At 60.4% G+C, this 12237-nt stretch carries 11 protein-coding genes; 8 read left to right on the top strand and 3 right to left on the bottom strand.

Going from position 1 to position 12237, the window contains the following annotated elements:
• Positions 1–102: 102 nt before the first annotated feature.
• Positions 103–456, top strand: coding sequence for a YkgJ family cysteine cluster protein (locus tag ACIQY3_RS23335; RefSeq protein ID WP_007947437.1), 354 nt, complete (start codon positions 103–105; stop codon positions 454–456).
• Positions 457–594: 138 nt separating this feature from the next.
• Here the strand turns inward: ACIQY3_RS23335 and ACIQY3_RS23340 are convergent, their stop codons facing one another.
• A complete protein-coding gene (locus ACIQY3_RS23340; protein WP_123403812.1) occupies positions 595–1083 on the bottom strand; it encodes an Lrp/AsnC ligand binding domain-containing protein in 489 nt (162 codons plus the stop codon).
• Positions 1084–1239: 156 nt separating this feature from the next.
• On the opposite strand from ACIQY3_RS23340, the gene dadA reads away from it, so the two are divergent.
• The 6 genes from dadA (at position 1240) to ACIQY3_RS23370 (ending at position 7466) form a co-directional block, all read left to right on the top strand.
• Positions 1240–2544, top strand: coding sequence for a D-amino acid dehydrogenase (dadA, locus tag ACIQY3_RS23345; RefSeq protein WP_403024147.1), 1305 nt, complete (start codon positions 1240–1242; stop codon positions 2542–2544).
• Positions 2516–2869, top strand: coding sequence for a RidA family protein (locus ACIQY3_RS23350; protein WP_123403816.1), 354 nt, complete (start codon positions 2516–2518; stop codon positions 2867–2869). The genes dadA and ACIQY3_RS23350 overlap by 29 nt, the downstream gene beginning before the upstream one ends.
• 96 nt (positions 2870–2965) lie before the next feature.
• Positions 2966–4042, top strand: a complete 1077-nt coding sequence (alr, locus tag ACIQY3_RS23355; RefSeq protein WP_403024150.1) for an alanine racemase — start codon at positions 2966–2968, stop codon at positions 4040–4042.
• A gap of 128 nt (positions 4043–4170) precedes the next feature.
• Positions 4171–4719 (top strand): cupin domain-containing protein, encoded by a 549-nt coding sequence (locus ACIQY3_RS23360; RefSeq protein WP_047226150.1) that lies wholly within the window; start codon positions 4171–4173, stop codon positions 4717–4719.
• Positions 4720–4900: 181 nt separating this feature from the next.
• The gene (locus ACIQY3_RS23365) at positions 4901–5314 is read left to right on the top strand and encodes a c-type cytochrome (protein ID WP_403024155.1); all 414 of its coding nucleotides are present in this window, start codon (positions 4901–4903) and stop codon (positions 5312–5314) included.
• 229 nt (positions 5315–5543) lie between these two features.
• Positions 5544–7466, top strand: coding sequence for an acetyl-CoA hydrolase/transferase C-terminal domain-containing protein (locus ACIQY3_RS23370; protein ID WP_403024158.1), 1923 nt, complete (start codon positions 5544–5546; stop codon positions 7464–7466).
• Positions 7467–7594: 128 nt separating this feature from the next.
• On the opposite strand, the gene ACIQY3_RS23375 is transcribed toward ACIQY3_RS23370, so the two are convergent.
• A complete protein-coding gene (locus ACIQY3_RS23375; RefSeq protein ID WP_020799401.1) occupies positions 7595–8167 on the bottom strand; it encodes a xanthine phosphoribosyltransferase in 573 nt (190 codons plus the stop codon).
• A 56-nt stretch (positions 8168–8223) separates the two neighbouring features.
• Complete coding sequence (gene rep, locus ACIQY3_RS23380; RefSeq protein ID WP_054048492.1) at positions 8224–10233, bottom strand: DNA helicase Rep; 2010 nt, start codon at positions 10231–10233, stop codon at positions 8224–8226.
• Between the two features lie 264 nt (positions 10234–10497).
• Here rep and ACIQY3_RS23385 point away from each other — a divergent pair, with 264 nt between their 5' ends.
• Entirely contained in the window at positions 10498–12171 is a 1674-nt protein-coding gene (locus ACIQY3_RS23385; protein ID WP_403024163.1) for a putative bifunctional diguanylate cyclase/phosphodiesterase, read from the top strand.
• The last annotated feature ends 66 nt before the right edge of the window (positions 12172–12237 follow it).

Genomic DNA, 12237 nt, shown 5'->3' on the forward strand with positions numbered 1-12237 from the left:
AGCCGGACCTTCCGGCGCGGGCAACATTGGTCGGGCGGCGCTGTCTGGATCGGGGCTTTTGCGTCAGAATCGCGCTCTATTCCGCTTTTGGTCACCGCTTCGATGAGCTGCAACAGTCAGAAAATTCGCACGCTACGGCAGCAGATTCCCTCGTTCGAGTGCGTGCCCGGCTGTCATGACTGCTGCGGTCCGGTGACCACCTCGCCGGAAGAAATGTCGCGCCTGCCGCGCAAGACCCGCGCCGAGCAGGATGCGGCGATGGACGAGCTCAATTGCGTACACCTGGGGCCCAACGGTTGCACCGTGTATGACGAGCGGCCGCTGATCTGCCGGCTGTTCGGCACCACCAAAACCTTGCCATGCCCCAATGGGCGCGGGCCGGTGGAGCTGATTCATCCGCGGGTGGAGAAGCAGATTCATGAGTACATGGCTTCGACGCGGCAGGTTCTGGTCTAAGGGACGACCGAGTCGCCTGCCTTCGCGAGCAGGCTCGCTCCCACAATGGATCTGTGCAAGACACAGAATTTGTGGCCAATGAAGATCACTGTGGGAGCGGGCTTGCTCGCGAAGAAGTCCGCCCAGGCACCGCTGGGCTCAATCCGGAATCGGCAAGCTCAAGCTCTCTTTCACTTCTTCCATCACGATATAGCTCTTGGACTCCCGCACATGGGGCAGTTTGAGCAGGATGTCGCCGAGCAATTTGCGGTACGACGCCATCTCGGAAATCCGCGCTTTCACCAGATAGTCGAAATCCCCTGACACCAAATGGCATTCCAGCACATGGGGCAGTTTCAGTACCGCGCGTCGGAACTCTTCGAAAGTGTCGCCGGATTTGTAGTCGAGACTGATCTCTACAAATACCAGGAGACTACCCTTGAGGTGCTGCGGGTTGAGCCGGGCGTTGTAGCTCATGATGATCCCTTCGCGTTCCAGGCGCCGGACCCGCTCAGTGCAAGGCGTGGTCGACAGGCCGACCTTTTCCCCCAGCTCGGTGAAGGAGATGCGCCCGTCCGCTTGCAGGATCCGCAAGATGTTGCGGTCGATCTTGTCCAGCTCACGTTTGGTCTGAGTGTTGGTACGCATAGGGGATGCGCCTCCGTGAAAAGGGTTTTTGCCGAGAATTGTCGCCAAATATAGGCACTTATATAGTGAAATGCACTGGCTAATCTTTTTTAAACTGCCCACATCTTCGGTCTGCACAACACACGTCAGCGGTAAGCCGCGATGAGGGATATGAAAATGCGCGTTATGGTCTTGGGTAGCGGCGTCATCGGTACCGCCAGTGCTTACTATCTGGCACGTGCCGGGTTTGAAGTGGTGGTCGTGGACCGGCAGCCGGCTGCGGCCATGGAGACCAGTTTCGCCAACGCCGGGCAAGTGTCGCCAGGCTATGCCTCGCCGTGGGCCGCGCCGGGTGTGCCGCTCAAGGCCATCAAATGGCTGTTGCAACGCCACGCGCCGCTGGCGATCAAGGCCACCGCTGACATTGACCAATACTTGTGGATGGCGCAGATGCTGCGCAACTGCACCGCCAACCGTTATGCGGTGAACAAAGAGCGCATGGTCCGTCTGTCCGAGTACAGCCGTGACTGCCTCGACGAATTGCGCGCCGAAACCGGCATTGCCTACGAAGGCCGTAGCCTCGGTACGACACAGTTGTTCCGTACCCAGGCTCAGCTTGATGGCGCCGCGAAAGACATCGCCGTGCTGAAAGAGTCCGGCGTGCCGTTCGAACTGCTCGACCGCGCCGGCATTGCCCGGGTTGAACCGGCCCTGGCCGCCGTCACCGACATTCTCGCCGGTGCCCTGCGCCTGCCGAACGACCAGACTGGCGACTGCCAGATCTTCACCACCCGCCTGGCCGAAATGGCCGTGAAACTGGGTGTGGAATTCCGTTATGGCCAGGACATCCAGCAACTCGACTTCGCCGGTGATCGCATCAACGGCGTGTGGATCGACGGCAAGCTGGAAACCGCTGACCGTTACGTCCTGGCACTCGGCAGCTACTCGCCGCAATTGCTCAAGCCGCTGGGCATCAAGGCCCCGGTGTATCCGCTCAAGGGTTACTCCCTGACCGTGCCGATCACCAACCCGGCGATGGCCCCGACCTCGACCATTCTCGACGAGACCTACAAGGTCGCGATCACCCGTTTCGACAACCGCATCCGCGTCGGCGGCATGGCTGAAATCGCCGGTTTTGACCTGTCGCTGAACCCGCGCCGGCGCGAAACCCTGGAGATGATCGTCAACGACCTTTATTCTCAGGGCGGCGATCTGGCCCAGGCGAGTTTCTGGACCGGCCTGCGTCCGACCACCCCGGACGGTACGCCGATCGTTGGCGGAACCAAATTCAGCAACCTGTTCTTGAACACTGGCCACGGCACGCTCGGTTGGACCATGGCCTGTGGTTCCGGTCGCTTGCTGGCTGACCTGATGGCGAAGAAAACTCCACAGATCAGCGCCGAAGGCCTCGATATTTCTCGTTATGGCAGCAAAATCAAGGAGTCCGCAAAACATGGCAATCCAGCGCCAGCTCACCAATGAACGCATGAGTCAGATCGTAGCCCACAACGGTACGGTGTACCTGGCGGGGCAGGTCGGCGATGACATGAGCGCCGGGATTGAACAGCAGACCCGTGAAACCCTGGCCAACATCGAGCGCTTGCTCGACCTGGCCGGCACCGACAAGAGCCACATACTGTCGGTGACGATTTACCTGAAAGACATTAACGCCGATTTCGCCGGTATGAATTCGGTCTGGGACAAATGGCTGCCAAAAGGCGTCGCGCCAGCCCGTGCCACCGTTGAGTCGAAGTTGTGCGAACCGGAAATCCTGGTTGAGCTGTCAGTGGTTGCCGCACTGCCTTAACCCGTTGTAACGATCCCTCTCCCGGTGCTGTTGGCGGTTCACGCCGCCAGCCAGCGCCGGTTTTTTATTCCCATGACCGCCTAGAAGTCTGCCGCCATGCGTCCTGCCCGTGCCCTGATTGACCTTCAAGCCCTGCGTCACAACTACCAGATCGCCCGTGAAGTCACGGCGGGGGCCAAGGCCCTTGCGGTGATCAAGGCCGATGCGTACGGCCATGGCGCGGTGCGTTGCGCCCAGGCGCTGGAAGCCGACGCGGACGGGTTCGCAGTGGCCTGCATCGAAGAGGCTTTGGAGCTGCGCGCCGCGGGCATTCGGGCGCCGGTGTTGTTGCTGGAAGGTTTTTTCGAAGCTGATGAACTGGCACTGATCGTCGAACATGACTTCTGGTGCGTGGTGCATTCGCTGTGGCAGCTCGAAGCGATCGAGAAAGCCACGCTGTGCAAGCCGATCACGGTCTGGCTCAAGCTCGATTCGGGCATGCACCGGGTGGGCTTGCACCCAAAGGATTATCAGGCCGCCTATCAACGGCTGCTGGCCAGCGGCAAAGTGGCGAAAATCGTCTTGATGAGTCACTTCGCCCGGGCCGATGAGCTGCACGCGCAGGCCAGCGCCGAGCAGGTGGCAGTGTTCGAAGCGGCGCGTCAGGGTTTGGCCGCCGAAGTCAGTCTGCGCAACTCGCCGGCGGTACTCGGTTGGCCACAGATCACGAGCGACTGGGTGCGTCCGGGCATCATGCTCTACGGCGCCACGCCTTTCGAAGAAGCCAACGCCGTGGCCTCGCGCCTGCAACCGGTGATGACCCTCGAATCGAAAGTGATTTGCGTGCGCGAACTGCCGGCCGGCGAGCCCGTCGGCTATGGCGCGAAGTTCATTACCCAGAAACCGATGCGCATTGGCGTGGTGGCGATGGGTTATGCCGATGGCTATCCGCGCCACGCGCCAACCGGTACGCCGGTGCTGGTCGCCGGGCAGCGCAGCCAGTTGCTTGGCCGGGTGTCGATGGACATGCTTTGCATCGACCTGACCGATGTGCCGCAAGCCGGTCTCGGTTCGACCGTCGAGTTGTGGGGCAAAAACGTCCTGGCCAGCGAAGTGGCCATGGCCGCGGACACGATTCCTTACCAGATCTTCTGCAACCTGCGCCGGGTGCCGCTGCTCTATTCCGGGGCTTGAGGCTAAGCACTCCAGACCGGAAGTCGCCTCGCTGAACAGGATTCAGGCCCAAGTGTTGTAAATACTGAACGCTGTCGCCATGATAACGCTCAATATTCCTACAACCTGAATCCCTGGAGGCTCCAGCATTGGACGTCGGTGAACGACTGCAATCCATCCGTAAGCTCAAAGGTCTTTCGCAGCGTGAACTCGCCAAGCGCGCGGGCGTCACCAACAGCACGATTTCGATGATCGAGAAAAACAGCGTCAGCCCCTCGATCAGTTCGCTGCGCAAAGTACTGGGCGGGATTCCCATGTCCATGGTCGAGTTCTTTTCCGAAGAAATCCTGCAGGAAAAACCGACCCAGATCGTCTACAAGGCCAACGAGCTGATCGATATTTCCGATGGTGCCGTGACCATGAAACTGGTCGGTCGGGCGCACCCGAGCCGGGCCATCGCATTCCTCAATGAAATCTACCCGCCTGGCGCCGATACCGGTGACGAGATGCTCACCCACGAGGGCGAGGAAACCGGGATTTTGGTGGAAGGGCGACTTGAACTGGTGGTCGGCGCTGAAACTTTTGTGCTCGAAGCCGGCGACAGCTACTACTTTGAAAGTACCAAGCCGCACCGTTTCCGGAATCCGTTCGACGCACCGGCGCGACTAATCAGCGCAGCCACGCCGGCGAATTTCTAAGAAAAGAGGCGTCCTGCCAGCACTGCCGAGGCGCCCGAGCTGTTTTCCACCGCACAACAAGACCCCTTCGACTTTGGGGTTGTTTCAGTGCGGCGGGCTTGCCGTTATACTTGCGCCCGCCTGCGAACCGTGGCCGCGGGCGTGAATAGCCACCATTGAGGGTGAACGCGTGAACCTAATTATGAAAATGCTGGCTGCACCAGCAACTGTATTGGCCCTTTGGGCTGTGAGCGCACAAGCTTCTACCACTGACGACATCGCCAAACGCCTTGAGCCTGTCGGCCAGGTCTGTGTAACGGGTCAGGAATGCAAGGGGATGGAAGTCGCAGCTTCGGCTGGTGGCGGTGGAGCCAAGACCCCGGATGAAGTGATTGCAAAACATTGCAACGCTTGCCACGGTACCGGCCTGCTGGGCTCGCCGAAAATCGGCGACGCGGCTGACTGGGGCAAACGTGCCAAAGAACAAGGTGGTGTTGACGGCCTGCTCGCCAAAGCGATCTCGGGCATCAACTCCATGCCGCCAAAAGGCACCTGCGCCGACTGCTCGGATGACGAGCTGAAAGGCGCGATCTCGAAGATGTCCGGCCTGAAATAAGCCTTAATCTTCAGCGAAAAGCCGCTTGCGAGCGGCTTTTTTGTGCCTGCTGATCCGCGCAGGAGCTGCCGCAGGCTGCGATCTTTTGATCTTGTTTTTTAAGATCGCAGCCTGCGGCAGCTCCTACACAGGTTTTTGGTGTTGGCTGATCAGCTTTTTTGTGGCCAATGCAGCAAAGACCCGGCAAGCTCGGTCCAACCCCAATTCACGGAACGTGCGGGAGGATCAGATGGTGCAGTTGTGTTCTATCGAACAAGCGGTCGATGACGTACTGGCGCGGTTGCCGGCGCATATTCACATGGGCCTGCCCCTGGGCCTGGGCAAACCCAACCACTTCGTCAACGCGCTGTTCCAACGCATCGCGCAACTGCCCGAGCGGCGGCTGACGATCTACACCGCCCTGTGCCTTGGCCGTCCTTCGTTGGGTGATGGTTTGCAAAAGCGCTTCCTCGAACCCTTCATCGAGCGGGTCTTCGGCGATTATCCGGAATTGGATTTTCTCGCCGAGCTGCAAAAAGACAACCTGCCGCCCAACATCCAGATCCAGCAATTCTTCATGCAACCCGGCAGCCTGTTGCACAGCGCCCAGGCCCAGCAGGACTACGTCAGCAGCAATTACAGTCACGCCGCGCGGGACATCAACGCCGCCGGGCTGAACCTGGTGGCGCAACTGGTGGCCAGCCATGCCGACCACCCGGATCGCCTGAGCCTGAGTTGCAACCCGGACATCACTCTCGACCTGTTCCCGATGATCGCCAAGCGCCGCGAGGCAGGGGAGACCATTCTGGTCGTCGGCCAGGTACACAACGATTTACCCTACATGCCCGGCGACGCGGAAGTCGGCATGGACGCGTTCGACCTGCTGATCGACGCGAAGGACAACACTACGCTGTTCTCCACGCCGAACATGCCGGTAGGTTTCCAGGACCATTTCATCGGCCTGCACGCCAGCACGTTGGTGCGCGATGGCGGCACGTTGCAGATCGGCATCGGCTCCATGGGCGATGCGTTGACCGCGGCATTGCTGGCGCGCCAGGCGGATAACGCCGGGTACAAAGCGTTGCTGGCGGACCTGAACCTGAGCCAATGGGCGCAGTTAATCGAGCGCGAAGGCGGCGTCGAACCGTTCGCCAAGGGCCTTTACGGTTGCAGCGAAATGTTCGTCAACGGTTTGCTGGTGCTGGCCGACGCCGGGATCGTGCGGCGCAAGGTTTACCCGGACGTGCCGACCCAGCAACAGGCCAACGACGGCACCCTCGACGAAGCGGCGCAAACCGACGGCATCTCGGTGCATGGCGGGTTTTTCCTCGGCCCGCGCAGTTTCTATGAGCGCCTGCGGGAGTTTCCCCAGAGCAAGCGGCTCGAATTCAACATGACCCGCATCAGCTACATCAACGAACTCTACGGCCAGGAAGAGCTCAAGCGTTTGCAGCGCCTGGATGCGCGGTTTATCAACACCGTGTTCACCATGACCCTGATGGGCGCCGGCGTCGCGGATCAACTGGAAGACGGACGGGTGCTCAGTGGCGTCGGCGGGCAGTACAACTTCGTCGCCCAGGGCCATGCGCTGGAAGGTGCACGTTCGGTGCTGATCCTGCGTAGCTGGCGCGAGTCGGGCGGCGAGGTCAATTCGAACATCGTCTGGGAATACGGCCACTGCACGATCCCGCGGCATCTGCGGGACATCGTGGTCACCGAGTACGGCATCGCCGATTTGCGAGGCAAGACCGATGCAGCGGTGATCGAAGCGCTGCTCAACATCAGCGATTCGCGCTTCCAGCCGGGGCTGATCGAACAGGCTCAGGCGGTCGGCAAGTTGCCGAAGAATTTCCGCATTGACCCTCGGTTCGCCGACAACAGCCCGCAGCGTTTGCAGGCGATTCAGGCGCGACACCCGAACCTGTTTCCGGAGTATCCGCTGGGGTGTGATTTCACTGAGGTGGAGCGGGACGTGTTGCGGGCGCTCAACTGGTTGAAGAGCAAGTTCAAGCTGAGCGAGATTCTGGAACTGGGCAAGGCTGCGCTGGATGCGCCGGAGGCTTCGCAATACCCGGAACATCTGGAGCGGATGCAACTGACCAACCCGGAAGGGCTGAAGGAGGATTTGTTTCAGCGGTTGTTGCTGACGGGCCTGAAGGCCACCGGGCAATAACTGCGCAAACAAAAACCACTGTGGGAGCGAGCCTGCTCGCGAAAGCGTCGGGTCAGTCAAAGATGATGTCGACTGACACTCCGCATTCGCGAGCAGGCTCGCTCCCACAGGGAGATTGTGGTGTGGCTTTATTCGATGAAGGTCACGACACCGCCAGCCAGGGATTGCACCCGAGCCAACGATTCAACCCGATAACCCTGCGCATCCAGCTCCGCACGCCCACCCTGGAACGACTTCTCGATCACGATCCCCAAACCGGCCACGGTCGCGCCGGCCTGTTTGATGATCGAGATCAGCGCTTGGGACGCCTTACCGTTGGCCAAAAAGTCATCGATGATCAACACGCGGTCGCTGCTGGTCAGGTGACGCGGGGAGATCGCCACGGTGCTTTCGGTCTGCTTGGTGAACGAGTAAACGGTCGCCGACAGCAGGTTTTCAGTCAGGGTCAGGGATTGGTGCTTGCGGGCGAAGATCACCGGCACGCCGAGGTTCAGGCCGGTCATGATCGCCGGGGCGATGCCCGAAGCTTCGATGGTGACGATCTTGGTGATGCCCGAATCCTTGAACAGCGTGGCGAATTCGTCGCCGATCAGCTTCATCAGGGCCGGGTCGATCTGGTGGTTCAGAAAGGCGTCGACTTTCAGGACCTGATCGGAAAGCACGATGCCTTCTTCGCGAATTTTCTTGTGCAGTGCTTCCATGAAGCTTTCCTCTAAGGACGCTTGTGCGTCCAGGGCTGGTTAAAAAGTAGTCGATTCTAGCGCTTTAACATCGCGCGTATATCCGCCAATGCGGTGTTGCCGCGAACGGCTTTGACTTCCACGGGGGTGTCGTCGTTGCCTTCCCACGCCAGGTCGTCCGGCGGCAGTTCATCGAGGAAGCGGCTGGGCGCGCAATCGATGATCTCGCCGTATTGCTTGCGCTTGGCGGCGAAGGTGAACGCCAGGGTCTGACGCGCCCGGGTAATCCCGACGTAGGCCAGCCGGCGTTCTTCTTCGATAGTGTCGGCCTCGATGCTGGAGCGGTGCGGAAGGATTTCCTCTTCCATACCCATGATGAACACGTAGGGAAACTCCAGACCCTTGGAGGCGTGCAAGGTCATCATCTGCACGCCTTCGGCGCCGTCCTCCTCTTCCTGCTGACGCTCCAGCATGTCGCGCAAGACGAGTTTGCCGATGGCGTCTTCGACGGTCATCTCGCCTTCTTCGTCTTTCTCCAGGGTGTTTTTCAACGCCTCGATCAGGAACCAGACGTTACCCATGCGGTAGTCGGCGGCCTTGTCGCTGGAGCTGTTGGTGCGCAGCCAGTTCTCGTAGTCGATGTCCATGACCATGCTGCGCAGGGCCGAGATCGGATCTTCGCCGGCGCACTGCTCGCGGACCTTGTCCATGAAGCGCTTGAAGCGCGACAGGCGATCGGTGAAGCGCGTGTCCAGATGTTCGCCCAGGCCGATTTCGTCGGTGGCGGCGTACATCGAGATTTTGCGTTCGGTGGCGTAGTTGCCGAGTTTTTCCAGGGTCGTCGAACCGATCTCCCGGCGCGGTACGTTGATCACTCGCAGGAAGGCGTTGTCGTCGTCCGGGTTCACGATCAAGCGGAAGTAAGCCATCAGGTCTTTCACTTCCTGGCGTCCGAAAAAGCTGTTGCCGCCGGAAAGTCGGTAAGGAATCTGATGGTGTTGCAGCTTCAGCTCGATCAGCTTGGCCTGGTAGTTACCGCGATACAGGATCGCGAAATCGCTGTACGGCCGATCCGTGCGCAGGTGCAGGGTCAGCAGTTCCACGGCCACGCGCTCGGCTTCGGCGTCTTCGTTGCGGCAGCGGATCACGCGGATTTCATCGCCGTGACCCATCTCGCTCCACAGTTGTTTTTCAAACTCGTGGGGATTGTTCGAGATCAGCACGTTGGCGCAACGCAGGATGCGGCTGGTGGAGCGGTAGTTTTGTTCGAGCATGACGACTTTCAGGGACGGGTAATCGTCCTTGAGCAGCATCAGGTTTTCCGGGCGGGCGCCGCGCCAGGCGTAGATCGACTGGTCGTCGTCGCCCACCACGGTGAACTGGTTACGCGTGCCGATCAGCAGTTTCACCAGCAAATACTGGCTGGCGTTGGTGTCCTGGTATTCGTCCACCAGCAGGTAGCGAACCTTGTTCTGCCACTTTTCGAGGATGTCGGCGTGTTCCTGGAACAGCTTCACCGGCAACAGGATCAGGTCGTCGAAGTCCACCGCGTTGAACGCCTTGAGCGTGCGCTGGTAGTGGGTGTAGACGATGGCGGCGGTCTGCTCCTTGGGGTTGCGCGCATTTTCCAGGGCTTCGGGCGGCAGGATCAGGTCGTTTTTCCAGGAGCCGATCATGTTCTTGATCTCGTCGACGCCGTCGTCGCCCGAGTATTCCTTCTGCATGATGTCGGTCATCAAGGCTTTGACGTCGGTCTCGTCGAAGATCGAGAAGCCCGGTTTGTAGCCCAGCCGCACGTGTTCCTTGCGGATGATGTTCAGGCCCAGGTTGTGGAAGGTGCACACCGTCAGGCCACGGCCTTCGCCGCCCTTGAGCAGGGTGCCGACCCGTTCCTTCATCTCGCGCGCAGCCTTGTTGGTAAAGGTCATGGCGACGATGTACTGGGCACGGATGCCGCAGTTCTGGATCAAGTGCGCGATCTTGCGCGTGATCACGCTGGTCTTGCCGGAGCCTGCACCGGCGAGCACCAATAGAGGGCCGCCGACGTAGTTCACGGCTTCTTGCTGCCGGGGATTGAGTCGGGACATACAGGATCAGGGAGTCATTTGCGAAATGGGCCGGCATTTTAACAGGCTCAGCGAATTGTGCTGCTCTCTCCGACTTGTGACGCAGCACGCGATCTCTAATTGCCGGTTTTGTTACTTTCACGCAGGATGCGCGGAGAATTTGCGGCTAATGTACGTAATTCCAGATACACAGCCGTGTTTGATAACCGATGTCATTTGGTCATTGGTTACCGTCGCGGCATAATGCCCGCCGCCTACATCTATTGCAGAGTCTAGGGAGCTAGCTTGTCTACGCCTGTCGAACCCTTGCGTTTGCTGCTACTGGCCGAAGAGCCGGCGTGGGCAGCGTTGTTGCGCGAGTGTCTGGCTCCAATGGGGAGCTCGGCAGTGCTGATCAGCGCGCCGAGCTGGGAGTCGGTCAGCAGTCTGTTTGAAGACAACCGCAGCGCGGTGTTATTGACGATCCCGGCCCTCCAGCCAGCGCCCGGCCGTTGCAGCCTGCCGACGGTGTTGCTGCTCGAACACGAGCCGCTGACTCCGCCCGACGGCGTGAGCGACTGGCTGGTGCGCGATGTGCTCGACCCCGGCATGCTGCGCCGCTGCCTGCGCCATGTGCGCGAGCGCGGCGTGCTGGAAAACACCCTGCAACGCCTGGCCGAACAAGACCCGCTGACCGGCATCGCCAACCGCCAGGGTTTCCAGACCTTGCTGGCGGCGCGCCTGGCGGAAAACGACGGTCGCGGCCTGGCCCTCGGGCATCTCGATCTCGACAACTTCCGTCACGCCAATGACGCCCTCGGCCATCAGGCCGGCGACCGCTTGATCCTGCAAGTGGTCGCGCGGCTGAAAAGCCAGCTCGAGGCTGGCGATCAACTGGCGCGCCTCGGCAGTGATGAATTCGCCCTGCTGATCGACACCCGCCGCGCGCCACAACGCGCCGAATGGATGGCTGAACGCATTACCGAAGCCTTGTCCGAGCCCTACTGGGTCGACGGCGAAAGCCTGTTGATCGGCTCCAGCCTTGGGATTGCCCATGCGCGGGCCCAGGCTGGCGCCGACCCGTTGATGTGGCACGCGCACATTGCGATGCAGCAGGCCAAAAGCACCCAGGGCTGCACTTTTCACATCTTCAACGAACGCATCAACCGTAATGCCCGCAGCGTGGCCGACCTGGAAAGTGAGCTGCGCCGGGCCTTGCGTCGCGATGAGCTGGAACTGCATTACCAGCCGCGCCTGAACCTTGAAGACGGCAAGATCGTCGGCCTTGAAGCGCTGGTGCGCTGGCGTCACGCCGAACGTGGCTTGCTGCCGCCGAGCGAGTTCGTGCCGCTGGCCGAGCAAAGTGGGTTGATCGTGCCGTTGGGTTACTGGGTGATTTCCCGGGCCCTGCGCGACATGCAGGCGTTGCGCGAACGGGGTTTGCCGGCGCTGCACATGGCGATCAACCTGTCGTTCCGGCAGTTTCAGGACAGCCAGTTGCTTTCGACGCTTAGTCGTTTGATTGCCGAACGTGGTGTCGAAGCGCAATGGCTGGAATTCGAACTGACCGAAACCGCCGTGATGCGCCGCAGTGATCTGGTCAAGCAGACCATGGATGCCCTCGGACGCCTGGGCGTGCGCTTCTCGCTGGATGACTTCGGCACTGGATTCTCGTCGTTCGTGCACCTCAACAGCCTGCCGATTACCTTGCTCAAGGTCGACAAGAGCTTCGTCGGCGGCATGGAAGAGCGCGAAGAGAACCGCAAACTGGTGCACGCCATGATCAACCTGGCGCACAACCTCAACCTGGAAGTGGTGGCCGAAGGCGTGGAAACCCCGGAGCAGCTGGATTTGTTGCGCGGGTTTGGCTGTGATCAGGTGCAGGGGTATTTGATCAGCAAGCCGTTGCCGTTGCCTGAGCTGGTGGAATACCTGACCTTCGGCTCGAGCCAACAGCCCGCGATGGAAGTCGTGAGCTAACCCAGAACCCAATGTGGGAGCGGGCTTGCTCGCGAAGAGGCCGTGTCAGGCAACATCACTGTCGAC

The sequence above is a fragment of the Pseudomonas sp. NPDC096950 genome (assembly GCF_044762525.1).
Taxonomy (GTDB): Bacteria; Pseudomonadota; Gammaproteobacteria; order Pseudomonadales; family Pseudomonadaceae; genus Aquipseudomonas.

Coding starts and splice junctions, on each gene's coding strand:
- ACIQY3_RS23335 (WP_007947437.1), top strand. CDS start 103: ATGAGCTGCAACAGTCAGAAAATTCGCACGCTACGGCAGCAGATTCCC.
- ACIQY3_RS23340 (WP_123403812.1), bottom strand. CDS start 1,083: ATGCGTACCAACACTCAGACCAAACGTGAGCTGGACAAGATCGACCGC.
- dadA (WP_403024147.1), top strand. CDS start 1,240: ATGCGCGTTATGGTCTTGGGTAGCGGCGTCATCGGTACCGCCAGTGCT.
- ACIQY3_RS23350 (WP_123403816.1), top strand. CDS start 2,516: ATGGCAATCCAGCGCCAGCTCACCAATGAACGCATGAGTCAGATCGTA.
- alr (WP_403024150.1), top strand. CDS start 2,966: ATGCGTCCTGCCCGTGCCCTGATTGACCTTCAAGCCCTGCGTCACAAC.
- ACIQY3_RS23365 (WP_403024155.1), top strand. CDS start 4,901: ATGAAAATGCTGGCTGCACCAGCAACTGTATTGGCCCTTTGGGCTGTG.
- ACIQY3_RS23370 (WP_403024158.1), top strand. CDS start 5,544: ATGGTGCAGTTGTGTTCTATCGAACAAGCGGTCGATGACGTACTGGCG.
- ACIQY3_RS23375 (WP_020799401.1), bottom strand. CDS start 8,167: ATGGAAGCACTGCACAAGAAAATTCGCGAAGAAGGCATCGTGCTTTCC.
- rep (WP_054048492.1), bottom strand. CDS start 10,233: ATGTCCCGACTCAATCCCCGGCAGCAAGAAGCCGTGAACTACGTCGGC.